This is a genomic window from Pseudoalteromonas luteoviolacea CPMOR-1, from assembly GCF_001625685.1.
GTDB classification, from domain to species: domain Bacteria; phylum Pseudomonadota; class Gammaproteobacteria; order Enterobacterales; family Alteromonadaceae; genus Pseudoalteromonas; species Pseudoalteromonas luteoviolacea_K.
In genome coordinates this window covers 83,604-108,246 of the sequence record NZ_AUYC01000012.1, presented here as the reverse complement: position 1 = coordinate 108,246, position 24,643 = coordinate 83,604, and the positions used below count along the sequence as shown (strand labels likewise).

General features: G+C 41.2%; 27 protein-coding genes. 8 read left to right on the top strand and 19 right to left on the bottom strand.

The window, feature by feature from the left end:
- Positions 1 to 11 precede the first annotated feature (11 nt).
- Complete coding sequence (locus tag N473_RS02315) at positions 12 to 461, top strand: hypothetical protein (RefSeq protein ID WP_063366553.1); 450 nt, start codon at positions 12 to 14, stop codon at positions 459 to 461.
- A gap of 79 nt (positions 462 to 540) precedes the next feature.
- Here the strand turns inward: N473_RS02315 and N473_RS02310 are convergent, their stop codons facing one another.
- The gene (locus N473_RS02310; protein ID WP_063366552.1) at positions 541 to 1,467 is read right to left on the bottom strand and encodes an electron transfer flavoprotein subunit alpha/FixB family protein; all 927 of its coding nucleotides are present in this window, start codon (positions 1,465 to 1,467) and stop codon (positions 541 to 543) included.
- A complete protein-coding gene (locus N473_RS02305) occupies positions 1,464 to 2,216 on the bottom strand; it encodes an electron transfer flavoprotein subunit beta/FixA family protein (RefSeq protein WP_063366551.1) in 753 nt (250 codons plus the stop codon). Before N473_RS02305 ends, N473_RS02310 begins: the two co-directional genes overlap by 4 nt.
- Positions 2,217 to 2,391: 175 nt before the next feature.
- Here N473_RS02305 and N473_RS02300 point away from each other — a divergent pair, with 175 nt between their 5' ends.
- On the top strand, positions 2,392 to 4,041 hold the full coding sequence (locus tag N473_RS02300) for an electron transfer flavoprotein-ubiquinone oxidoreductase (protein ID WP_063366550.1): 1,650 nt from the start codon (positions 2,392 to 2,394) through the stop codon (positions 4,039 to 4,041).
- A gap of 94 nt (positions 4,042 to 4,135) precedes the next feature.
- Positions 4,136 to 4,618, top strand: coding sequence for an acyl-CoA thioesterase (locus N473_RS02295; RefSeq protein ID WP_039609728.1), 483 nt, complete (start codon positions 4,136 to 4,138; stop codon positions 4,616 to 4,618).
- 37 nt (positions 4,619 to 4,655) lie between these two features.
- Here N473_RS02295 and N473_RS02290 read toward each other — a convergent pair whose 3' ends face one another.
- The 7 genes from N473_RS02290 to N473_RS02260 form a co-directional block, all read right to left on the bottom strand.
- On the bottom strand, positions 4,656 to 5,171 hold the full coding sequence (locus N473_RS02290; protein WP_063366549.1) for a hypothetical protein: 516 nt from the start codon (positions 5,169 to 5,171) through the stop codon (positions 4,656 to 4,658).
- A 199-nt stretch (positions 5,172 to 5,370) separates the two neighbouring features.
- The gene (locus N473_RS02285) at positions 5,371 to 5,808 is read right to left on the bottom strand and encodes a GNAT family N-acetyltransferase (RefSeq protein ID WP_063366548.1); all 438 of its coding nucleotides are present in this window, start codon (positions 5,806 to 5,808) and stop codon (positions 5,371 to 5,373) included.
- Positions 5,809 to 5,901: 93 nt separating this feature from the next.
- Complete coding sequence (locus N473_RS02280) at positions 5,902 to 6,291, bottom strand: Rid family detoxifying hydrolase (RefSeq protein ID WP_039609725.1); 390 nt, start codon at positions 6,289 to 6,291, stop codon at positions 5,902 to 5,904.
- A 126-nt stretch (positions 6,292 to 6,417) separates the two neighbouring features.
- Positions 6,418 to 6,777: a response regulator gene (locus tag N473_RS02275; RefSeq protein ID WP_039609724.1), complete on the bottom strand. Its 360-nt coding sequence runs from the start codon at positions 6,775 to 6,777 to the stop codon at positions 6,418 to 6,420.
- A 114-nt stretch (positions 6,778 to 6,891) separates the two neighbouring features.
- The gene (hxpB, locus tag N473_RS02270) at positions 6,892 to 7,554 is read right to left on the bottom strand and encodes a hexitol phosphatase HxpB (protein ID WP_063366547.1); all 663 of its coding nucleotides are present in this window, start codon (positions 7,552 to 7,554) and stop codon (positions 6,892 to 6,894) included.
- Positions 7,551 to 8,030: an ASCH domain-containing protein gene (locus N473_RS02265; protein WP_196766358.1), complete on the bottom strand. Its 480-nt coding sequence runs from the start codon at positions 8,028 to 8,030 to the stop codon at positions 7,551 to 7,553. The genes hxpB and N473_RS02265 overlap by 4 nt, the downstream gene beginning before the upstream one ends.
- Before the next feature lie 99 nt (positions 8,031 to 8,129).
- Positions 8,130 to 8,789, bottom strand: a complete 660-nt coding sequence (locus N473_RS02260) for an FMN-dependent NADH-azoreductase (RefSeq protein ID WP_063366545.1) — start codon at positions 8,787 to 8,789, stop codon at positions 8,130 to 8,132.
- 137 nt (positions 8,790 to 8,926) lie between these two features.
- Here N473_RS02260 and N473_RS02255 point away from each other — a divergent pair, with 137 nt between their 5' ends.
- Positions 8,927 to 9,766, top strand: coding sequence for a LysR family transcriptional regulator (locus N473_RS02255; protein WP_081220900.1), 840 nt, complete (start codon positions 8,927 to 8,929; stop codon positions 9,764 to 9,766).
- A 14-nt stretch (positions 9,767 to 9,780) separates the two neighbouring features.
- On the opposite strand, the gene N473_RS02250 is transcribed toward N473_RS02255, so the two are convergent.
- The gene (locus tag N473_RS02250) at positions 9,781 to 10,320 is read right to left on the bottom strand and encodes a TetR/AcrR family transcriptional regulator (RefSeq protein ID WP_063366544.1); all 540 of its coding nucleotides are present in this window, start codon (positions 10,318 to 10,320) and stop codon (positions 9,781 to 9,783) included.
- A 115-nt stretch (positions 10,321 to 10,435) separates the two neighbouring features.
- On the opposite strand from N473_RS02250, the gene N473_RS02245 reads away from it, so the two are divergent.
- Complete coding sequence (locus tag N473_RS02245; protein WP_063366543.1) at positions 10,436 to 10,915, top strand: HPP family protein; 480 nt, start codon at positions 10,436 to 10,438, stop codon at positions 10,913 to 10,915.
- Positions 10,916 to 11,038: 123 nt separating this feature from the next.
- Positions 11,039 to 12,154 (top strand): pyridoxal-phosphate-dependent aminotransferase family protein, encoded by a 1,116-nt coding sequence (locus tag N473_RS02240; RefSeq protein ID WP_063366542.1) that lies wholly within the window; start codon positions 11,039 to 11,041, stop codon positions 12,152 to 12,154.
- A 43-nt stretch (positions 12,155 to 12,197) separates the two neighbouring features.
- Here N473_RS02240 and N473_RS02235 read toward each other — a convergent pair whose 3' ends face one another.
- Positions 12,198 to 12,704 (bottom strand): cytochrome b/b6 domain-containing protein, encoded by a 507-nt coding sequence (locus N473_RS02235; RefSeq protein ID WP_063366541.1) that lies wholly within the window; start codon positions 12,702 to 12,704, stop codon positions 12,198 to 12,200.
- A gap of 127 nt (positions 12,705 to 12,831) precedes the next feature.
- Positions 12,832 to 13,476 carry a carbohydrate-binding protein gene (locus tag N473_RS02230; RefSeq protein WP_063366540.1) on the bottom strand — a complete coding sequence of 215 codons (645 nt, stop codon included), beginning with the start codon at positions 13,474 to 13,476 and terminating at the stop codon, positions 12,832 to 12,834.
- Positions 13,477 to 13,666: 190 nt separating this feature from the next.
- On the opposite strand from N473_RS02230, the gene N473_RS02225 reads away from it, so the two are divergent.
- Both N473_RS02225 and N473_RS02220 read left to right on the top strand, forming a co-directional pair.
- Positions 13,667 to 14,686: a helix-turn-helix domain-containing protein gene (locus tag N473_RS02225; RefSeq protein WP_063366539.1), complete on the top strand. Its 1,020-nt coding sequence runs from the start codon at positions 13,667 to 13,669 to the stop codon at positions 14,684 to 14,686.
- 132 nt (positions 14,687 to 14,818) lie between these two features.
- On the top strand, positions 14,819 to 15,247 hold the full coding sequence (locus N473_RS02220; protein ID WP_063366538.1) for a type II secretion system protein GspG: 429 nt from the start codon (positions 14,819 to 14,821) through the stop codon (positions 15,245 to 15,247).
- A 407-nt stretch (positions 15,248 to 15,654) separates the two neighbouring features.
- Here the strand turns inward: N473_RS02220 and N473_RS02215 are convergent, their stop codons facing one another.
- The 7 genes from N473_RS02215 to N473_RS02185 all read right to left on the bottom strand — a co-directional run bounded on the left by N473_RS02215 (position 15,655) and on the right by N473_RS02185 (position 24,453).
- Positions 15,655 to 16,008 carry a gamma-glutamylcyclotransferase family protein gene (locus tag N473_RS02215; protein ID WP_063366537.1) on the bottom strand — a complete coding sequence of 118 codons (354 nt, stop codon included), beginning with the start codon at positions 16,006 to 16,008 and terminating at the stop codon, positions 15,655 to 15,657.
- Between the two features lie 205 nt (positions 16,009 to 16,213).
- On the bottom strand, positions 16,214 to 17,857 hold the full coding sequence (locus tag N473_RS02210; RefSeq protein WP_063366536.1) for an FAD-binding oxidoreductase: 1,644 nt from the start codon (positions 17,855 to 17,857) through the stop codon (positions 16,214 to 16,216).
- Positions 17,858 to 18,036: 179 nt separating this feature from the next.
- Positions 18,037 to 19,791, bottom strand: coding sequence for a sensor histidine kinase (locus N473_RS02205; protein WP_063366535.1), 1,755 nt, complete (start codon positions 19,789 to 19,791; stop codon positions 18,037 to 18,039).
- Positions 19,792 to 19,800: 9 nt separating this feature from the next.
- Positions 19,801 to 20,496 (bottom strand): response regulator transcription factor, encoded by a 696-nt coding sequence (locus N473_RS02200; protein WP_063366534.1) that lies wholly within the window; start codon positions 20,494 to 20,496, stop codon positions 19,801 to 19,803.
- Positions 20,497 to 20,831: 335 nt separating this feature from the next.
- Positions 20,832 to 21,470 carry a BPSL0067 family protein gene (locus N473_RS02195; protein WP_063366533.1) on the bottom strand — a complete coding sequence of 213 codons (639 nt, stop codon included), beginning with the start codon at positions 21,468 to 21,470 and terminating at the stop codon, positions 20,832 to 20,834.
- Between the two features lie 239 nt (positions 21,471 to 21,709).
- Positions 21,710 to 23,878: a serine/threonine protein kinase gene (locus tag N473_RS02190; protein WP_063366532.1), complete on the bottom strand. Its 2,169-nt coding sequence runs from the start codon at positions 23,876 to 23,878 to the stop codon at positions 21,710 to 21,712.
- Entirely contained in the window at positions 23,878 to 24,453 is a 576-nt protein-coding gene (locus N473_RS02185) for an ECF-type sigma factor (RefSeq protein ID WP_063366531.1), read from the bottom strand. Before N473_RS02185 ends, N473_RS02190 begins: the two co-directional genes overlap by 1 nt.
- Positions 24,454 to 24,643 lie beyond the last annotated feature (190 nt).

Below are 24,643 nucleotides of genomic sequence, written 5' to 3'. Positions count from 1 at the left end.
AAGGATAAAAGATGATCAGTAACATTACAGCCAGTTCTCCCCAAACCCCAAGTGGACATCAAACTTTAAAAAACTGCCAAGCCGTGACTGAATCAAACTCAGTCCATAGTGCTAAAACAGATACTCATAGTAATATACACGGTAGGCAATTTGATTTTTCTAATATGACATTAGAAGAGCAATCCAATGCCGCTGAGGCGCTTTATCAGCAAGGCGTGTTAAGCCTTGGCGAGGTTGCATTTTTAACTGGGCGATATAATTTAATTAAGCATGATGGTGAGCTCGGCAGGACGACGCTTGCTCAAGCAAAAGCTGAAAAGTTCGATGTGATAGGTCAATTAAAAGAAAATTTATCCGCAGTTAAAAATCAGGGTGCAGCAACACAAGATGTGGTCAGAAATTATGAAACTATGATCAACAAACTTGAAGTGTATCAGTTTGGCTTTCATGCCAGCGCATAATTATTGATTGTTGTAATTCAAACATATTAAATGAAAAAAGCCGCGGCATAACGCACACGGCTTCAACAACCAGAATAGGTTACAGAGCTTGCTCTAGCTCAGGTAATACGTCAAATAAGTCGGCGACTAGACCATAGTCAGCAACTTGGAAAATCGGTGCTTCTGGATCTTTGTTGATGGCTACAATGACTTTAGAGTCTTTCATACCAGCAAGGTGCTGAATGGCACCGCTAATGCCCACCGCAATGTACAGATCTGGCGCGACAATCTTACCTGTCTGACCGACTTGCATATCATTTGGTACAAAGCCCGCATCAACAGCAGCACGAGATGCGCCTATTGCAGCACCTAGCTTGTCAGCAACACCGTTTAATAATGCGAAGTTATCACCGTTTTGCATGCCACGGCCACCTGAAATAATCACAGGTGCAGCGGTTAATTCTGGGCGCTCTGATTCAGTTTGCTCAACACCAACAAAACTACTTAGGTTGTTCGCTGCGCCATTTGATAATGACTCTACAGACACAGGGCCCTGCTCGCCCGCAGCATCAAATGCACTTGCACGAACAGTGATAACTTTTTGTGACTCAAGTGATTTAACCGTCGCAATGGCGTTACCCGCATAAATTGGGCGCTTAAAGGTGTCTGCATCTACTACGTCGACAATTTCAGAAATTTGTGATTTGTCCAATAGCGCCGCAACACGAGGTAAAATGTTTTTACCGGTTGTAGAAGCACTTGCTAGGATATGGCTGTAATCTTCTGCCAACTCAACCACTAAATCAGCGGTGTTCTCAGCTAATTGGTGTTCAAAATTAGCGTCGTCCACTAATTTTACTGACGAAACACCCGCAATACCAGCAACAGAGTCTGCCGCAGCAGCTACATTGCTACCAGCGACTAATACATCAATATCACCACCAATTTTAATAGCTGCCGTGATCACCTTCGCGGTTTCTGGCTTCAATACGCCATTTTCATGTTCTGCAATAACTAATACGCTCATGAGATCACCTTTGCTTCTGTCTTAAGTTTTGTTACTAGCTCTTCAACGCTCTCTACAATGACACCTGCTTCACGCTTAGCAGGCTCATCGACTCTAACAAGCTCAACACGTGGTGTTAAATCTACACCCAATGAATCTGCTGCAATAACATCTAGCGGCTTACGCTTTGCTTTCATGATGTTAGGCAGTGTCGCATAACGAGGCTCGTTTAAGCGAAGGTCTGTGGTTACAATCGCAGGTAACGCCAGTGAGACAGTTTGTAGACCACCGTCTACTTCACGAGTTACCACAGCATTTGAGCCTTCGATAACAAGTTTAGATGCAAACGTACCTTGACCACGTTTAGTCAATGCACCTAGCATTTGTCCTGTTTGGTTGTTATCGGCATCAATTGACTGCTTACCAAGAATGACCAATTCAGGGTTTTCTTGTTCTACTACTTTAGCCAGTAATTTAGCAACATGAAGAGATTCTAATGTTGCATCTGTTTCGATGTGGATTGCCTTGTCAGCACCAAGTGCCAGTGCAGTACGAAGTTGTTCTTGGCAAGCTTTATCACCGATAGATACGGCAATTACTTCAGTTGCACTACCTGCTTCTTTTAATCTAATCGCTTCTTCTACTGCGATTTCGCAAAACGGGTTCATGGCCATCTTTACATTTGTAAGATCAACATCGCTGTTATCTGCCTTGACTCTCGCTTTGACGTTGTAGTCAATCACGCGTTTGATTGGTACAAGTACTTTCATGGTTACTCCATCATCTGGTTATTTGTATAGCTGACGCGTACGTCAATGAAACAATTTGATGAAACCAGCGTACTTCCTGTTGACGTAAACGTCAACCTAAAATAACCTTAGCTTAACGTAAAAAAAACTTAACTCGAGTTTAAGTTAATCTACCGTCAATGTATACGAGGTAAAAATGGTCGAACGTGAAACCATGGAATTTGATGTCGTCATAGTGGGGGCGGGCCCTGCGGGTCTATCATGCGCTATTCGACTGGCTCAACAAGCACAGCAAAAAGAACAAGAACTCATGATCTGTGTGGTAGAAAAAGGCTCTGAAGTGGGTGCGCATATTTTGTCCGGTGCGGTATTCGAAACCAAAGCACTGGATGAACTCATCCCTGATTGGGCACAAAAAGGGGCACCAGTCACCACTAAAGTCACTGAAGACGAAATCTACCTATTCAAAGATGAGCAAAACGCAACCAACCTGCCGCACATGGTGGTGCCAAAAACATTTAAAAACGACGGCAACTACATCGTTTCAATGGGTAATGTCTGTCGTTGGTTAGCGGAGCAAGCTGAAGAGCTTGGCGTTGAGATCTTCCCAGGGTTTAGTGCCCACTCTTTAATCATCGAAGACAAAGAAGTAAAAGGCATTGTCACAGGTGACATGGGCTTAGATAGAGATGGCCAACCAAAAGACACTTATATGCCAGGTATGGAGCTTAGAGCTAAGTACACAGTATTTGCAGAAGGTTGCCGAGGACATCTTGGTAAGCAGCTAATCAAAGAGTTTGAGCTAGATAAAGATGCCACACCTCAGCACTATGGTATTGGCTTTAAAGAAATTTGGCAAATAGACCCTGAAAAACACAAAGAAGGGACTGTCGTGCATGGTACAGGCTGGCCTCTTGATAGCGAGACCCATGGAGGCTCGTTCATGTATCATGCCGAAAACAACCAAGTTGTGGTGGGTCTCATTATCGACCTGAACTACAAAAACCCATATCTTAGCCCCTTTGATGAATTTCAACGCATGAAACACCACCCTGTCTTTAAGCAAACACTTGAAGGCGGCGAGCGTATTTCATACGGTGCTAGAGCCATTGCCAAAGGTGGCTTACATGCTTTACCAAAAATGCACTTCCCAGGTGGTTTATTGATCGGTTGTGATGCGGGAACTTTGAACTTTGCAAAGATCAAGGGAAATCATACAGCCATGAAATCAGGGATCATTGGCGCTGATACCATTATCGAAGCACTCTCACAAGAAGATGCAAAAGCAGATTTACACAGCTTCGATGCTAAGTTTAAAGCCAGCTGGCTTCACGAAGAGTTATATCAATCGCGTAACTTTGGCCCTGCCATGCACAAGCTAGGTCGCTACTTAGGTGGCGCGTATAACATGATTGATCAGAACTTTTTCTCTGGTGCTCTACCGTTCACCATCAAAGACATCAGCAAGGATTATGAATCTCTAAGACTTGCAAAAGATGCAACAGAAATCGCTTATCCAAAACCAGATGGCAAACTCAGCTTTGACAAGCTTTCTTCTGTATTTCTATCTAATACGAACCATGAAGAAGTACAACCATGTCATTTACAGCTGAGCGATAAAACCATCCCTATTTCAGTGAATCTAGCACAGTACGCTGAGCCTGCACAGCGCTATTGCCCAGCAGGCGTTTACGAAGTGAATGAAAATGAAGACGGTGAGAAACAGTTTGTTATCAATGCACAAAACTGCATTCACTGTAAGACCTGCGATATCAAAGATCCCAGTCAAAACATTACTTGGGTAACCCCTGAAGGCGCAGGCGGTCCCAACTACCCGAATATGTAAAACCAACCAATTATTTACATATCCTAAATTGCAAGGGGCGAAATGCCCCTTTTTTTCTATACTTACCTCAGACTCAAAAAATGATGAGGTAGACATGGCCAACCAATCAGAAGTGATTTTCAGATTTTTAGCTGAACCAACCGATGTCAACTTTGGTGGGAAAGTACACGGTGGTGTTGTCATGAAGTGGATAGATCAAGCTGGTTATGCCTGTGCTGCTGGCTGGAGCGGTGCATACTGCGTAACCGTATCCGTGGCAGGCGTTCGCTTTCACAGGCCTATTTTAGTGGGTCAAATTGTTGAGGTGTCTGCAAAAATTGCACATACCGGAAAAACCAGTATGCAAATTTTTATTCAGGTTCGATGCGGCGATCCACAAAAACAACACATGGTCGAAACCAATCACTGCATCATTAGCTTTATCGCGATGGATCAAGCAGGTTACCCAATCCCAGTATCAAAGTTTGTTGCTCAAACACCAGAGCAAAAAGCGCTAGAACAATATGCCATCAAAATGAAAGACATTGCGATTCAAACAGAATCCTTATTGCAAGCCACATTTGAGCAAGATGAGTGATAAAGATGAGCAATGACTATTGCTCATTTATTAGCAATTAGCTGACTAACTGACGCTGTAACGACCTAAGCTCATTCAATGAGCGCACGATATAGAGTTGTTTATCACTGGCGATGTGTTTTAAGTTCTGTTCAAACTCATCATTCCAAAACTGTCGAGATAGTTTTAGGTAATGATATGACTGACGTGTGCCTTGTATAATCGAACACCCTTTTGGCCACCCTTCTGGGGTTTTAAATAACCCCTTAATTGCGCGCTTTGTCACAAACCAGTAGCTCAACCAATAGGGTAAGTCGATATAAATAAGTGTATCAGCGTGAGCTAGACGCTGCTTGAAAGATCCCAACGGACCCAGCCCTTCTAAAATCCAGCTTGGCTGCTGTAGAATTTTGTCGTGGCTGTCATCAAACTGCGTTTGTGAGACTTGGCTGCCATCTTGATTAAACACCATGATATCTAATTGGTGCAGAGGTAAGCCTACCTGCTTTGCTAAATACTGACTAAAGGTCGACTTGCCACTACCAGGCTTGCCAAATACGGCGACTTTTTTCATTTATTTTCCTTAATAACTTGTCTCCCAATACCGCATAAAAAAACCCGCCGTATTGGGCGGGTTTGATAAAATCTTTGCACATCAAATCCCACCATTCCTATGGAATGATGATGATAATGTGTCGAATATTCTCATTTATTATTTTGTGCATTTTATCAGCATATCTGTACCTATATTTTTTGTCAAAACTGTTTTTTATCTACAGGTACTTTTCCATCAAAATTAGAGACTGCCCTTGATGAGGCGCGGTTTTAAATTGTTTATAACCCAATTTATTATAGATATGTAACCCACGCTGGTTTGACTCAAACACATCCAGCCAGATCCTTTGAGTATCAAACTGCGTCATACAATACTGCTCCATTTGTACAATCGCTTGCTGTCCAATTCCACGAAATTTACTGTCGACAACAATTCGCCTGAATTCAACTTCTCTGTTGGCTTGTCGCGCTAAGATGATAAATCCGGATAAAACCTTATGAGATAATATTGATAAGTAAATGACATCCTGCTTGTGCATTTCAGTTTGATGTTGAGCTTTCGTATAGGGAATGATGAACTGCGCGGTATCACTGTACTGCTCCATCTCGATGAAGGCATCAATATGTTCTGCGAGAGAGGGTATGAGTTTAAGCATGATTTGTGTTACTGATTTTTTATTCGTATATGAATTAAGAAAGTTCTATAACTCAAAGAGGAACCTAAGCCCCTCTTAACCATTGCATCAGCACTATTTGCGTACTGCAATCGCTTCAATTTCGATGTTTACATCTTTTGGCAAGCGTGCAACCTCAACACATGAACGCGCCGGGTAGTTAGCAACTTGATGCTCATCGAAAAAATTACCATACACCTCGTTAACTGTACCAAAGTCATTTAGATCTTTAACGAATACAGTAAGCTTTACAATATCTGCAACACTCAAGCCCGAAGACTCAACCACTGCTTTAACATTCTCAAGTGATTGTCGTGCTTGATCAGCAATGGCTTCAGGTACTTCACCTGTCGCTGGGTTTACTGGTATCTGACCAGAAGTCATTACCATGTTTCCTAAGTCAACCCCTTGAACATATGGGCCGATTGCCGCTGGCGCAGATTCTGTATGCAAAACTTTAGTCATTTCAATTTCCATTTCAGGTTAGTTAATAAACTGCGCTTATAGTCTATGCCTTTTAGCATTTTTTCAAGTAGTTGAGGTAGATTTGTAGACTAAGTAAAAGCAAATGGATGGGGAGAGGAAACATCACTAAGCGAGTTTGAGCACCAAATCGGTAAGCAGTTCTGGCGTAAACGGTTTTGAGATGTAGCCATTGACACCCAGCGCTTTCATTTCCAGTATTTTTTCTGGCGTCGTATCTCCAGTCAGCATAATCACTTTTGTATCTCGACATGAGGGGTTTTGCTTCATCCGTTTGATCAGCTCTACCCCATTAATTTTTGGCATGTTCCAATCTGTCACAATTAAATCGTAATTCTTATCCGACAATGCCAGAAGTGCCTCTTCGCCATTTGACGCTTGGGTCAACTCTTTAAAGCCACGCTCTTGCAAGCTTTCGCTAATTAGCTCTCTCATAAAGTAAGTATCATCTACGATCAAAATCTTCATTGTCTTCCTTAGCGAAATAATTTTCGTTACACCACAGTTTGATGCTAGTAATAGCTTGCAATAAATGCAAAGTAAGACACCCTATTTAACTGCATTTGAACGCATTTTATGCAACTAACGATGATTTTCTGCAAATAGATACAGTGATTTAAGCGCTTTTAAGCTCTCCAGTTTATAATCAGCGTGGTTAAACTTTTCACTATGGTACTCGTCGATGTGCGGCACAACTAGCGTACACATATTTGCAGCTTCCGCAGCACAAAGTCCGGTTATGGAATCCTCCACTGCGAGGCAATTTTGCGGCGCAACGTTAAGCTTAGCCGCTGTATTTAAATAAACATCAGGGCTAGGTTTGCCTGATTTTTCATACTCTGATGAACAACAAACTGAAAAATAATGTGCAATGTTTAGTTTGTTTAATACCACTGGGATCAGCACACTTGGTGCGTTAGTTGCCAACCCAATCTTTATCTGTTTTTCACTTAAAAATGCCAGCGCATCAAGTACCCCAGGTAGTGCCTCACCTCGTTGTACAATGAGCTCAGATACTTTATTAACGACGTTATCCGCCACTTGTGAAATAGACTCTCCAACCCAAGGAGATGTCAGGTACCAAAACTCAGCAGCAGCCATGGTTGTCATCGACGCTGTCTTAACAGCTAACTCCTCTTTAATATCAACGCCTAAACTGCTGAACACTTGCTTTTCTGCTTCGTTCCACATTGGCTCTGAATCAATTAACGTTCCATCCATGTCAAAAATCACCGCTTCGATCATGATGCCTCCTGAACAAAAACCACTTCAAATTCCTCACACACAATGGGCATATCTAGCTCAGGCTCAAAATCAGTATCAGCCAACTCTCGATGATAATAGGCCCAGTGAACACGCTTCCAATATGCAAGCGATTTATCTCCTTCACCTTCTGTATGCGCATAGGCTTCGCTAATTTGATTAAACGGCGTAATGGTCACTTTGGTGGTTTTTATAATACAGCGCGCCTCTCCTAAATAGTTTGTAACTACATTTAGATCGCCTTCTTGAGGCAGTGATTCATTATTTGCCTCATACCACCATAAAGATGGTGAAGTTGCTTTTTTCTCTCCGGCGAGCACCAAAGCTAAACACGTATTTGCATCATGCTCATTATCACAAAAGTGCCAACTTTCAAGCTTCTGCTCTGGTAAATCTTGCTCAAAAAAATAACGTTTACATATCTGTGCAACTGAAGAGTGTTGAGAGTGATCAGCCAAACCATACTCCTTTTGGAAAATTAATGAATATGCACCAATCATAAAGACTGTCAGAACGAGAATAAACAGCAAAAATCGCTTTTTGCTGTTACAAATTAATTAAGAAAGCTTACGTGCTAGCGTGCGAGTTTCAACAAACGCCGCCTCTAATGAGGTTTGGTGACGTAAGTCCGCGAACTCTTGATACTCAGAGGCAATCTCAAATACTTGCTCACACCCTAAATACTTGGACAAGGTTTTAATATGCGGCGCTAAGTGATTCATCGTTTCTCTTACTCCTCCTTTTTCGAAGCCAAACTCTCCACATGACGTAATTAGGACCAAGCTTTTCCCACTCAAAATCGGCTCTAGTGGAAAATCACCTCGATTTAAGTCAAAGCTAAATGTTTCATGGATCCTCACAATTTGATCAAACCATGCTTTTAATTGTGCGGGCATACCATAGTTATACATTGGGGTAGAAATAACGATGATATCGGCCACTTTCACTTCTTGAATTAATAGATCTGATATTGCCAGCTTCTGGCGCTGTTGTTCACTGCGACTCTGTTGTGGCGTAAATACAGCGCCTAACCAATCCTGATCAGTAAAAGGCGGTGGATTCATCCCCACGTCGCGGTGCTGATATGCTTTTATGGATGAACTTTCTTTTAAATTTTTAATAAAACTATGGGCTAAACGTTTAGAGATTGAATCATGGCTCGGGTTGTCGTTGACACGCTTTCTGATACTTGAGTCTATATGAAGTATTGAATACATGGAGTTGCATACCTATTGTTGCTGTTTGATGGCTGCAATTTTGCTGTTTTTGGCATGTTGCGACAAATGAAAAGAACCAAGTTATAAATAAGTTTTACTCATGTATAATTTAACTAATTTAGTTTCAGGAATAACCGATGATCAACGTATCAATGCAGGCACTTAAGGTTTTTGACGCAGCAGCACGTCACAACAGTTTTAAACTCGCAGCCGACGAGCTAAACCTCACGGCAACTAACGTGTCTCATCATATTAAAAACCTTGAAACGCGCTTGGGCATCGAACTATTCATTAGAAAAACACGAGAAGTCACACTAACAACTGCTGGGGCTGATTTGGCAAAAGCCACTGGCTCTGGGTTTAGCACCATAGAACGGGCGCTTCATCAGCTAGTAGATCAAAGTAAGTGCATTGCGGTACACACCACCTCATCCTTTGCAGCCCAAAAACTTATCCCAGCCTTAAGAGACTTTGCGAAATTAAATCCAGATATTGATGTGTCTGTGATCACCGGCGAACATCTGGTCCATGATAATCAGGCTATTACCATTCGGTTTGGTGATATTAGCCACATTGAAAAGCACCAAATCCTCTCTATTGAGCAATTTAATTTATATCTCAATCCAAACATTGGCGGCATAAATCAAAGTCCTGTTTTTATGCCAAAGTGGAAAAACTCATCACTTCCCGGAGCCCCTTGGTCAGCGTGGTTAAGGCAAAATCAGATGAATCATAAACAATTTGATCTTATCGCCTACGACCAAGAACTCTATTGCATTCAAGAAGCCATTGCTGGCGCTGGCTGTGTTTTTGCCTCGCACAGCTTAGTTAGCATGCTTGAGCAAAACGGCGTATTAACTTCATCTGATCACCAACCAGTTTCCTCAAATTTAGGATATTATTTGTCCTCGCAAGAAGTACGCTACAGTCAACAACAACAAATTTTTGTTGACTGGCTTAGAAAGCAATTTATCTAAACATGTATTTATTTCTATGGTAGTAACTTCAAACAGGCCGATTTGTAAAACGCTTTATCATGTAAAATACAACCGAACTCAGCACGTATTATCATGCCTTCAAAAAAGGTCAGTAACATCTCGGCATGCTCTTGTGCATTAACTTGATTTTCACCCAGAGCACGAATAAATAAAGACAACAGCCATGCTTTATGATCGACTGCAATTTCACTTGGTTTTTGCTTTGTGCATTTAAATTCTGATTGGGCATGCATAAACATGCAGCCCTTAAACTGCGGCGACCCAAACCAATCAAAATGCCAATCCAAAATGGCTGAGATTTTATCCTTCGGACAGTCATGCGCACTGATAACCTCATCAAGCATTTGCTCAAAGCGCACATGCCGTCTATGCAACACAGCCTCCACTAAACCTAGCTTATCGCCAAAGCGTCGATACAAGGTGGTTTTGGACACGTGTGCTTCATCTCTTATTCGGTCAACACCAACCACGTTAAACCCATGCTGGTTAAATAAGTCCTCTGCCACATCCAAAATATGCTGCTGTATATCCATGTTTTTTTTGCCAAAAAATTTCTTGTCTGGAAGTGTACAAATCTGTACTCTTTTTAGCAAGAGGTGTACAGGCTTGTACACATTTAAAATTGCAGCGCTAACGTAAGGAGATAAGATGAGTAGATTAACTGATATCACAAAAGGTTTTGTGGGTGGTTTTTTGGGAATTTGGGGGTTAGGCATGCTCTCTTCGTTGGTGCATCACCCGATCTTAATGGCCCCATTTGGTGCAACGTGTGTATTGCTCTTTGCGGTTCCTCACTCCCCGTTATCAAGGCCAAAAAATGTCATCGGCGGGCATTGCCTTTCAGCCGCCATTGGCTTGTTTATGTTATTTTTATTTGGCTCAAGCATTCTGTTCATGGCCATTGGTGTTGGGTTAGCAATTGCCTTAATGCAACTGTTCAAAGTGGTTCATCCGCCAGCAGGCGCTACCCCGCTTGTCATCATCATGGCTGGCAATACACACATCGACTTTTTATTGTTTCCGGTATTGAGCGGCTGCTTATTCTTGGTTGCACTGGCCAGCCTTTTGAATTTAATGTACGTCAAATGGCAAAAGACGACATGTTCAACAGAAACCATCATTAAATAAAATTTTCTTTAAACACTGGATAATATGTATCAATAAACACACAATAAAACTTCGATAAAATCCAAGCACTTTTTTAACGCTTCATCGTTTAAATCGACTAACACGCTAACAACAGGAATTTTTATGTTTGAGTCTTTTAATCCAACACCACGTATATTGATGGGTCCAGGTCCCTCTAATGTATCTCCGAGAGTTTTAGGCGCCCTATCTAGGCCAACTATTGGTCATTTAGACCCGCAATTCATCGGCTTAATGGACGAGATAAAACAGCTCCTGCAATATGCATTTGGCACACAAAATGCCTTTACTATTGCCCTATCTGCGCCGGGTTCTGCGGGAATGGAAGCCTGTATTGTGAATCTCATCGAGCCCGGTGATAAAGTCATTGTGTGTATTAATGGTGTATTCGGTGGTCGTTTAAAAGAAAACATAGAACGCGTAGGTGCCAAAGCCATTGTTGTCGAAGATAAATGGGGTCACCCAGTCTCAATTGACAAAGTGAGTGACGCCTTCAAAGCGAACCCTGATGCAAAAGCTTTGGCGTTTGTGCACGCCGAAACCTCAACCGGTGCCCGCAGTGATGCAAAAAGCTTATGCCAAATTGCACAGCAATATAACGCGCTGAGCATCGTAGATGCTGTCACTTCTCTTGGCGGCAGCGAGCTTAGAGTTGATGAGTGGGGTATTGACGCCATCTATTCAGGTTCTCAAAAATGCTTATCATGCGTACCGGGGATCTCTCCTGTCAGCTTCAGTGAAAAAGCAGTTGAAGTACTTAAATCTCGTCAAAGCAAGGTGCAAAGCTGGTTTTTAGATCAATCCTTGGTGATGGATTATTGGTCTGGTGAAGGCAAACGCAGTTACCATCACACTGCCCCGATTAACTCATTATATGCGTTACATGAATCCTTACTTATGCTCAAGCAAGAAGGGCTAGAAAACGCATGGCAACGTCACCAAAGGTTACATGAGCAGCTTCATCATGGCCTTGAACAGCTCGGCATTGAGTTTTTGGTTGATGAAACACATCGTCTACCTCAGCTCAATTCTGTGTTGGTGCCTGATGGGGTTGATGATATGCAAGTCAGATCAACTTTATTAAGTAAATATAACCTAGAGATCGGTGCAGGACTTGGCCAACTTGCAGGAAAAACATGGCGCATAGGTCTGATGGGCAGCACAGCCAATGAGCAAAACGTGGCCTTATTACTTGCAGCCTTAAAAGAAACCATCAAGTAAAAATATCTTGCAGGGACAATCATTGCCCCTGCACTTTGAATAGCTACTTACGTGCATACAACACACCCAAAAAGTGTAGACCAATCAGCCACCACAGAGTGTCAATGAGCATTAAATGAATGTCTAGCATCTTGGCATAAAAACGTCCGTCACTGCTAATCGCATCAGAAAGTTGCATACCAAATAATTGAATAACCACTTCGGCGTTTATCGCCATACCTAATCCTGTGATCACCAACCCAGATAATATTAAATAGAAACATGCATGTATGCTTTTTACTAATCCCAAATGGAATGTATTGCGCATGGGTTGACGGGGAAGCCTGTTTGCGAACAACTTTTCCCAGCCAAGCCGTGCCAAAATTAAACCAAATACCCCCAGCGCCATTAATGCATGCGTTTCAATCGCCTCTTGGCGGTGTAGCGCCTGACCTTTTATACGGTAATCGATATTGTGAATTTGCGTGCCCATATTCATTAAAATAAATAGGATCAAAAAAGCGGCAAACCAGTGAAGGGAGCGATCGATAAGATAGTGCTTATTCTTCATAAAATAATCCTTTATTTCTTAGACAAGACCCTATTTATATTAGCGGCAAGAAATAAAGTTTCAATGCTTTCTGAAAGAATAAAAGAGGGCTCGTTATGAGCCACTCTGCTTGATTGCTAACTATTCGTTACGGTGCCATACTGCAGTCTGTTAATTTTACCCAGGCTTGTGCGTCTTGCTCTGGCGAGTCTTGCGTCCACCAACTCGCCTTATAAATTGCGCCATTGAATGTCACTTGATTATCTCTCACATAAGTGCTGCCAGCTTGCCATTGTGGTGAGCGACAAAGTGGTGAAAGCGCGCCAAAAAAGCCCGTAATAGAGTCCAACTTTAAGTTCGAGGCGGTGCCGTAATCCACTCCTTCGGCTACCGTCACCGCACCTCCTAATGCAGAAATATGCCAATTAAACCTTATGTTTGTGCTTTCAACACTGCCATGTATTTCAACATTTGACACCAAAGTGGCATCAAAAGGCCAGAGTCCAAAGTCACGCATTTGCCCCTGAAATCCACCGATCCAATTACTGACGCTTTGCGCATCGTTAACCAAAAACCCAGCGGTTGTTGGGTCTTGGTAGCGAAAGCCTGGGTTAGTCGCGCGTTCCAAGTGACTCACTCGCTCATCCTCTTCAAGAATGTTCCAAGTACTCATATACGTTAAAACATTCTGTTTGACCTGCTCTACTTGTGCTGCTGTTAGGGGCTCCGCGCTCGCATTAAAGCTTAAAAACCCTGAACCTAATAAAACTAAACCTGCTTGAATAGATTTCATGATGACTCCTAGTCGTTGTATTTATCACCTTTTTATTTTTAAAGCGCAGCAAACAAATTTATTCCACCTTGATAAAATAGGATTTATTTGAATTAATAAGCATATGTATCAGGTAATTAACTCTGTCAATTTAGCTAAACTGACAGCTAATTATATAAACCAACATAGTTTCATTAAGGATTAACAATATATGTTGCTAGGGTTACAACAAGAACTTTACCTCGTTTCAAGCCTGATAACGGTATTTTGTGCTGGTATGATGCTTAAGTTTGAACGCAGCTTTAATAAAGGTATGCACTTTTTAACTCTTGCAAATTTAACGCTGATGCTGATCCCGCTGATAAGTTACATACAAATTAAACTTCATGTGCAATCTCCTCTCATATCGCAAATTGCCAATAACTGTATCTTGTTATTTTGTGGCCTGACTTATTTGTTTTATAGATATAAGTCAAAACCTAATTTAAGCGTCGTTTTTCTTCACTGCGCGCCATTTTTCATTTTTTTAGCTATAAAAGTTGCTCACTTTCATGCCCAAACAGAGCTCATGTATATTATTTACTTTGGCTTAATGTTCAGCTATTTAACTGCAATTTGGCATAGTCACAGTGACGCAGAGGTAGGTACTCTTCAAGGTGATAAGCGGTTGCTCGCTTGGATTATATTTGTAGTCATACTCAATGGAGGTGTCGCTATCTCCTTTTTAAGCGGTGCGTTATTTACTTACCCACTTTGGTTGACACTTAACATCAGTATTTGCATATATTTACTCTTGTTCTCTTTCAAAGCCGTGTATCACATAAAACAAACACAGCATATGCACGAAGTTGAGCCCCCATCGACAAAAAAGCAACTGCAGCTCTGCCCCTCAATTGCGCAAAGTTGCATTGATGAACTCAAACAGTTACTAGAAAAAGAACAAGTGTTTTTAGACAACCAATTGACGCTTGCGCAGCTTGCAGACCAACTTGGACTTACTCAACATCAAACCTCAGAGCTGTTAAATGAGCATATGAACAAGAGTTTTTACACATTGCTCAATGAGCACAGAATCCATTTCGCTTGTGAGCTACTCAAAAAAAGTACAACAAAGGATAACATCACTCAAATCGCCCTTGATAGCGGCTTTAATAATAAAAGCTCTTTTTATACAGAGTTTAAGAAACAACTGGGTACTACCCCAAGCAAGTGGCGCGCTCAATTTGCGTAGGCTATTAACGCATGGTTATAGGTTTCACAGCCGTCCAAGACAAATACGGTGCAATTAGGTGTGAGTTCATTCGTAGCAGGTAAGGTGTTGTTTAGTAAACCCTATATCGTACGAATGAGCAGATAATAAAGAATGAAAAAGTACTTTGTATACCTCTTAGGCGTTTCATTATTGAGCATAGGCTTACTCACATTTCTGGTAAACCCCTTTAGCTGTAAATCTGACGCGCTAGTCGAAAAAGTGGAGTTAGATATCTTATTACTTCGAACCGCCGTTGTCGCCTATGATAAGCTCTTGAATAAAGAAATTAGTCAACTCCAAAACTTCTTGGAACTTTCTCAAACCTCTCCAGCTTTGCTCAAAGATGTACCACTCGATCCATGGGGTAAACCATACGGCTTTAAATATTTAGGCGGTGAGTCAAAAGCTTTTATCATTTGGAGTATGGGTTCACTTTACTTAGAGGAAGGCTTGATTATGTATTTATTCAAAGAAGAAGATAATACCTACAAACAATCCCCACTAACAATGCAAAGTGATGAATTGAAGAATCACTATTGAGCACCCGTTACCGCATTTTTGGTACTGATTATTTTATTATTGTCGGTATCAATATATCGACCAACAATACATGGTTTGCCACTCCCCTCAGGAAGAGTGGCTAAGCTGGATAACCAACCACTAGACACTGCTGCAGCCTTATATGACGGCTTTTTAAAACAAGACATTAGCCAAATAAAAAACTAACCGATAATTTCTCTCAAGTCTCTTGGGATAACCCTACTATTTCAGAAGTTTAAGAGGGCAGGCTGAGACCTCTATCATTTGAAGTACAAGCTTCTTGGACTCAAAAGCAGGCTTGATAATGTTCGCCTTTATAAGCGTGAGTGACGACTATAAAGCTGCTAGATTGCATAGTGCCGCGCGACCTGCACTGCTAAAACTTTAAAAAGGCACGATGAAAACTATCAGCTTCTAGTTGATTCTGTTGCCACGCAAACATAAGCCCAAGCTTGCTGACCTGATTGAAACTGCCCTGCTATCCTAACGTATTCATCCACCTCATACTCATCTGCTTGGGCAAGCTCCTCAGGGGTAATTTCAAATACCGTACCCTCAACAATATCTGACGCGTGACCTGTATATTTCAAAATCGGATGTATGTCTTTACCACTGGTTTTAATCACCTCAGCATCGGTAATTTTAACCTCGGATAGCACATAGCCAACAAGCTGGTCTTTTTCACCTTTTAGCTTGCGACCAAAAGTTTCAATTTGTACTTGTTCTAACTGTAATGTCCCATATGAAAACAGTTTTTCCATTTTTTGGTCTCTCTCAGTAAATAAAATAAGCGTTTAGACTCCGAAATTTATATCGCTAAGCTTTAAAGTGCAAGTTCATGATTAAATTAATAAATAACTAAATATGGAGGATGTTATAGCGGGTTTTGCTGACATCGCTTTACCAATCACGCCAACCACAAAACATGGATGGCATGATTGCAATTTGACCGGAAATAAAACGACCTTAAATAATCGTCTTACGGCTTCTAAGTAAACACTTATCGTCTTTACTGCATTCTAATTTAGTGTTGATTAATTCTTCATACTTATCGACAAAGTAGTCTTTCGTTTCAACTGAGGCATCTTTAAAGCTGATGAACGAACCATGAGTTTGCGGAATATCATAGCTGCGACATGACTCAATCCAATCTTGTGCTCTATTCTCATAAAAACGCGTGGCAATCTCTTGCTCTTTGCTCACTGGTTTGCCTTTGTCCGGTTGGTCCCACCATGCTTGATATTGGATGGTAAAAGGTCGGTCTTGGTAAGGAAACGCACAAGACACCCTTTCGTTCAGCGGAGCTTTTAGTTTATTTGTGTAGAACGGCCCACTTATTGCGCCTAGCGTAATATAAGCTGACACTGTTGAGTCACTGTTTTGATCAAAGAGCAAAGTTGACTGTAAAGATTTAACCAACGCCTCTCGCCCTTCCTCATCCCAATCCGGTGTAGGCATTCTTGAGGTAATTTTATGCGGTGCAGGTCCATCTGTTTCAAGCTCTATGCCTGTACTGCGATCCCAGCTATCAAAGTTCAGAACATAACCGCCTGCATTGCTGGTGCTTGCATGTACCTGAGTATCTACATTGACATTTTTATACAGCTCCGACAGTGAATTAGCAGCGGTTAATTGTGAAGATGCTCCCCCGGTCAAGCCAACAATGTTTGCCCATGCAGCTAATAATGCGTCACGCTCTTCGACTGTGCCACCAAAGTGTCCATTCATTTGCCAATCTAGCACAGCATCTTCACTGATTTCAGATGTACAGGCCACTGCTTTAGCGTCAACTTTTAAGTTAGTCCCAATTAAGTTGTGATTTTTATCGTTTGCAATTAGGTGCTCCCAAGCGGCAATAATGGTTGTGGCTTTAATATTTTCCAGAGCAGGTATTGTGTCTCTTTTAATCACAAAACTTTGTGCGATTTCTGGCAGCTCGAATGGCTCAAAGAAAAACTCAGTGACAATGCCGTAGCTTAGTCCACCACCGCCTCGCAAGGCACTTAAAAGCTGACTATTATGCGCAGACTGGTCTTTATTGTGATGAGTTGCGCTTTGTCCAAGATACTCAATGGTGCCATCACCAAGTACAATTGTTGCACCAATAAGTCGCTCACACCCCATGCCATATCTTCGAGTCCAAGGACCCCAACCGCCCCCCATGGTGTAGCCAGCAATCGCCACCGTCATGCACGTGCCATGCGGGATCCCAAGGTTATGTTTATCGAGCTCCGCTTTAATGCTAACGAATTTTGCTCCAGGCTGGATCCTAACTAATGATTTGTTCTCACTGACGTCGACTTGGCCCATGCATTCAAAATCGATTAATACTTTCCCGGTGGCAACACATTCACCTTCGTGATCGTGACCACCTGATTTAACAGTGAGATCGATCCCCTCTTTCTGCAAATACGCAACGAGCCCGGAAACCTCCTCAGTACTGGTCACCTGAACTACCGCGCTTGGTACAAAATCAAATTTTCGATTAAATACCCTACGTGATCGATTGTACTGACTTTTTAGATTATTGAAGTCGTCATTTGGATAAAATACATTGCTCTTATCAACAATTGACTCAATTTTCTCTTTTTGGCATTGAGTTAAAAACATTGCGCTGCTTCCTTTTGTTCAAGCTAATACAATGTTTTTATTGTGAGTCGAGGTATAAAATAAAACTATTACAGTTTGTTACAGCGACTTTACCGCTGGTAGAATTAAAAATTCGCCTACAACAGTTACTACCTCAGCTAAATATATGGAGTATTAAGCTGAAAAACGGAACAATCGCTTTACTCATCACGGCGTTTTAATCTAAGGGACACCAATAAAGCCAAACCGGGATACCTTCTTTGCACTTGGATCTCACCTTGCTGCGACAAAACCAGTTCACGAACAAGTGCTAAACCAATCCCCGTCCCTTTGGTATTTCGTGTGAGTTCACTGCTCCCTCGATAAAAGAGCTCAAATATTTTGTCCTCTTGCTCTTTGCTGATGCCATTTCCATAATCCCGGATCTCTAATTGAACCATGTTTTTGTTTGTGGGATGCGGTTGAAAAATAAACTCAATTTTCTTTCTTGATGGATCATTTATATTTGCAGATTCAAAAAACTTAATCGCGTTGTCCGTTATATTTATCACCACTTGCGTAAACGCATCAGGCTCAATGAATGCTAAAATAGACTCAGGCTCTGAAAATGCCATACTATGAACTTGTTTAAAACCATGTTTATCAGTCAATGATGAAACTTTAGAATGAATGATGTTTTGCAATACCGGCAATGGAGTATAGTCTGGGGCCACCCTTTGCTGTTGGCGTTCAAATGCTGACAATTGCAAAATATTGTCAATGAGTCTTGCTAATCTGTCACTTTCATCACAAATAAAGTCATAATATTCACCTTGGTGTTCTGGCGAAGTAACCATGCCAGATTTAAGCATCTCAGAGTACATTTTGATGGAAGTAAGTGGTGTTTTCAGTTCATGACTTACCGATGAGATAAAATTAACCTTCTCTTCTGAGAGGGCAAGCTGCTTAACACTAAAGCGATAAAACCCATAGCAAGCCGAAGCGATGGCAATTAATAAAATGCCGTTAAAGATTAAACTAAATATGGTTGCTTCAGCTAGTGGCATTGGCTCTGAGCTCACTGATATCGCATAATTTTTGTATGGCCAGTGCAGTTGAGCCTCGAATAGTTGTTGTTGCTTATGCATATTCTCTAGTTTCTCAGACTGCATCACTGTTGGTGACCCCTCTGAGGGTGAATATATAAAATCTGCACTGTGTACCCTCTCATCCACAGCCTTCAATGTAACTGCAACGGGCATATTAAAGCGTCTATTCTCTAGGATATCTATCACTTGCTGGTGCAAATACGGGTCACGTTTTACCACATAGCCTTGCAAGACAGGCTGCTCTAAAACAGCCGCGACGCGATAAAAAATCAAATATTCAGGCAGGTCAAAGTTCACATCAAACTGGCTTCTTTGAGGGTCTAATCCGGATGTCAACATATCCTTAAGCGACTCAGATTGAAATACAATGTGATATACCGATACCGCCATTTCGCGGCGCGTGATCGCCTCCAAAGTGCGTATTTCGTTAGATGTATCAGACAACTCATCAACTGTAATTACATTTGGCCAAATAGGAGAATTAAAACTGCCTGTATGATCAATCTGAAAATACCCCACAAACCCAGCTATATTTTGTGCACCATCAAGTTGTGCTAGAGGTGAAACGACTTTTTGCGTTTGCTTGGTTACAGGGTTATGAACATAGCGATAATAATTAAATGCATCCACCGGAATTTGATTGCTAACACTGGTCATCCGAAATAGCTTTCTATTTATTATTCTAACTAAATTACTGGCTTCTTTTTGATATTCAGACAGGCGGTTTTTTTCAGATTGCTGATAACTGACACAAAACAATAAAGAAAGAGGGATGAGTAGCAAAAATAAGAGTAAAACAGCCGAGATCCTTAATTGTCTTAAACGCTCAGAATAATTAAGTAAGCGCTTATTTTTTATAAAAGTCATTTGTAATTCTTATAATGTGTAGAGCTGATAGCCTTCACCTCTATGGGTGATTAAATGCTTGGGTGTTTTTGGGTCTATTTCTATTTTTTTACGAATTTTAGCGATATGAATATCCACCGTGCGCGTATCGATATCTTTGGTTTCTTTGTACCCCCAGACATCTTTTAGCAATTCATCTCGTGACACTAAGCCGCCTTTTCGGTGCAAATAGGCCAAAATCTCCGCTTCTCTGCGGGTATATTTCATCTCTTTTTGATACGAGCTTCCAGTCAATGACTGCAAGCACACGGAAACTTGCTCACTGAGCGAGATAACATCGCCTTTTTCTGTCCAGCCTGAGCGCCTAACCAACGCACTGACTCGCAAAACCAGCTCTGAGGTTGAAAAAGGTTTTGATACATAATCGTCGGCACCGAGGGTCAGCGCATTAATGATGTCTTCTTCTGCATTTTTTGCTGTAAGCATCATAATTGGTTGAGTACGAGAATGAGCTCTAAGTGCATTGCAAATATCAAAGCCATTCATTGAAGGCAGCATAACATCGAGCAAAATACAGGTATAATCACCGCAGAGTCCTTTATCTAAGCCTTCTTTTCCGTCTACCGCACTGTCTACGTTATAGCCATGAAATACAAATAAATCCGTCAAACCTCTTAAAATGCTCGGCTCATCTTCAATGATGAGCAGTGTTGGTTTAATGCTCAAACCACTTCCTTTTGTTGTTGTAAAAATCGATGTGATAGCCGACCTGCCTTCTAATTCGTTTTTATAGATGGTTCAGCAACCCGTTACTGTGCATACGCAGTGTACCAATTTTCACATGGCTTTAAATGCAAACTTTTGTAAAATATAAACTTATCTTCTGACATTGATTAGGTGAATATCAATGGTTACGACTGCCATATCGATGTATTTAAACATGGATTCAAAATATCAACCGAAGTAATAATATGTTGATATGTATTTCTTCTATATCGACCAAAAGCAGCCCTATAGGGCTGCTAGCACTCACTCTATAATGAGATTTAAACTTAATCTAGTTAACCTTTAGGGATAGTAAGTAAGGAATACTTGCTCGCTTCACTCCAAGGAATTAAATGTACAGCCACTTTTCCGTATGTTGAATAACCATTTCCTTCCCAGTTTTGATCGATTACATACACGCCGTTAGCGTTTGAACCCAGTGCAATTGCGACATGACCAGGTGCACCGCTGTCTCCACGCTGCCAATAAGTACCATCTGACTTAAATTTTGCGATAATTCGCCACTTCAGATACATGCTCGAATTCAATTTAGCACCACTCCACTTCCACTTACTTGTGTGGCCAGCATTTGACAACGCACGCACAAATTGCACACACTGAAAATAACTATCAAAGCTCTTTCCAACCGAGATTAAATCTACGACTGAACTGATATAGCGACTGTCATGCTGATGGTTATTTACGACACCATACTGCTTGAAAGTATTCGCTATGCTTGATGTATGTTTGAGATACAACATACTTCCCCCAAAAACATGATCGCTTTCTCGTACAAAGTTATTTGGGTTATCAATTAACTGTTCCAAATCTTGCTTTACACCAGATTTTAATACCGCAAAAGAATAATCCTGCGCTGCCGCAACAAGTGATGCTCCTAAAGTGACGATCATAACCAGACTGTTCAACACTTTCATTTTATCAATCCTTATATACATGGCTGTGGCCATTGACGTTTTAATTTATGAATGTTTTCCACTATCCAGTGGCAGGTGTAAATCTAAGTAAATTTTCTTTTGAAGAGTAGGCACGCAATTTCGCGTTTTTTTTCTCAATTTTTTCTTAAGAAATGTGCAGATAAGTAGCTCGCACTTAATGGGCCAACAGAATTGAACGCAAAGAAATAACAAAAGTTCTTGATAAGCAGGGGTTTAAGTTAATTGATAGGCGTCTTGGAACGTACTGTCATTTGTAAAATTTTAGCGCCTACATTGGCAACTTCACCTCTTGTCATCGCTCTTTTAGGTTGAAACTGACTTCCACCCAAATCACACAACTGATAAAAAGCACATAATTGCCCGTACCTTACACTTTGGATGCTGTTAAACTCTGCACTATCACTAAAATTAAGGTGTGAAAAGCTGTCTACCCCATCAGGATCATAGAGCGCCAAAAGCTCACTCACAATCATAGCAAACCATTCTTTTGATACGGGCTTTTTAGGGTCAAACCGCTCTGGATATGGCATAAATCCCGCTTTATTTCCATACTCTAAATACGCATTCGCCCAAGTAAAATCTTCGATCCCCCCCTTGCCATTGACGACTCTCAAGTTACGGAAATAACGACTTGTCTTGGCTAGCGTAATAACCCCTTTTTCATGGGCAGATAAAAACAATATCGATAGCGCCTCAGCTTGCTTAGCTATCTGCTGAGGCTGAAATACCCGTCCATCACCACCTTGATCAGGGCGGCCAATAACCACACCGCGCATTGCGAGATAGTGGATGTTGCTATAGTGAGGATGCGCTGGCGGCACATCTTTAAACTGAATTGGTAAGCTATGCCCGTCTCTGATCACAAACCTGAGTACCAATTTGTCATACCCCAGACCATGTCTTTGTGCTTCTATTGTGACCGTATGAATACCTACTTGAGTGAATGTATGACGATATTCCCCCTCGTCACTAACATAACCAGGTCCTGTCACCGTAAAAGATAGATCTGATACATGGTTGCCCTCACCGACCACTTTCAGCGCAATTGGTTCGCCTATCTTCCCCCCATGATTGGTAAACACATGCACGGAAAATAGCTTTGGATGAACATGACCTTCACCTTCAGACAAAGTGCCTAAATTGCTAGATGCTTTTGGATTATTCAATATATCAAAAAACTCTCCATTATTTTCATGCGCTTCAAATAACCGTTCTAAGTAGTCTATTGCTTTGTCATTCTCATTTTTTTGTTGCGCCAGCTCAGCATTTTTAGTGGACAAAATATTTAAGACTGTAAATAAAACTGGAAGAACAAGCACAAAGCTAACAAGCCGATATTTGTACCTTAAAGCTGTGCACTTAAGTTTATCCCAAAAAGATATATTAATATCTTTTGGTATTTGAAAGTGCATCACTGCTCTCAACATTTTTTGCAGAGAATCAATATCCGGCGTTCTTACCTTCAAATCCTCTAAATATGCTTGCTCCAATACCAAGCTTAACAGCCGAACTCTTAACTCTGCGTCTGAAAACCTTGCTAACATCATGGCGTTAAACATCTTCGCAACAGAGTAAACATCACTCGACACGCCCACTGCCTCTCCGCTTATTTGCTCCGGGCTAGAAAAACTTGGTGTGAACCCCAATACCTCTGGCGGTGCAAGAGCCGGCATATCGACAAGATGCTTGGATATACCAAAATCAACCAGTACGGGGCGTTTATCCGCATCAACCAATATATTACTCGGCTTAATATCTGCATGCACGACACCTTGCTTATGTGCATGCGCTAATGCGTTCAATATCTTAAAAAACAGCGCCAGTGCGTCATCTAAAGAAATCGCGTTATCAGCAAAAAATGTGTCTAATGACTCGCCGTTTATAAAGTCCATAATCATATAACAGTAATTGTGGTGCTGACCAATGGTAAATACTCTTGCAATACTGCCATGATTGAGCTTGGCTAAACTTTGTGCCTCTGACGATATAGCAATGGCTTCTTTTGGCATATTTAATGCCGGATAGAGCAGTTTTATAGCAACGGTTTGATCGAATTTGCCGTCGCACCGAATCGCTTTATACACTACACCTTGCCCGCCCTCACCTAGTAAAGCGGTTAATTCAAAGCCCTCAATTATTACTCCTCTGAGATGTAATAACTCGTCATAACCCAGCGCAGACTTCGCAGACTGTGATATCAAAGACGATAAGAACATATCTTGTTTGTTGAGGAAGTGGGCTTGAATTAGATTTTTTACCTCTTCAACGATTGTTCTGTCTATCCCTTCAAATGCATGCAAATTATGCATCATTTTATCAGCCGGTAACTCTAACAATTGCTCAAAAATATCAAATGCACTGATAGCATTTACGGTAGGAGTAAGCATTACATGGCATCCATAAATTGACTGCGTAAAAACGCATTTGCAACTTCTATTTGGCGGTATACTTTCCCTCTAGACAAACTCAACTCGCGCCCAATCTCATCTGCAGTCATACCTAAAAAGTAATAAAATAATGCCACTTCATAACATGACTCTGATCTTGTTTTTAAAAGCCCAATAGCCTCGTCAAATGTGCTGTACTGCTCATCATTTGCATACTCAGTGATTTGGCTTAATTGTTCTACGGAGGTGTGTTCATGTAAATTTCCACGTTTGTACGCTTTGTTCTTTCTGATTTCGCTAATTAAGGCATTACGAATAAACGTCGATACATCTCTTAAGTATTGTTTCCTACTCTCATAATCTTTAACAGGAGGTGCAAAGTGGATAAAGTATTCATTGATAAAAGAGGTTGTATTAGGCACCACGTCAAACTCATCATGATTACGAACTAATTGTTGCTTATGCTTTTTCAAGCTGGATTTTAAATGTAAAAAAACCGCTGACTTAAGCGCTTTTTCTGATGCCTCACAGCCTTGTTTCCATTTACTAATCAATAAAGTGATATCATTTTTCATTTAAGTTAGCCAATCTATAACGCGCGGGAAATTGTTGTAATTCAATGCAAGGTAAGCAAACTGTAAACAAACTGTTTTCAAAGTCAATAAAGGCAAGCAGCGTAGCGCAATCACTGTACATTTAAACGAGTGAAACGCCTCTTATAGGGGAAGAGATTAGAAAAGAGTTAGGGTAGAGATCAGAAAAGAG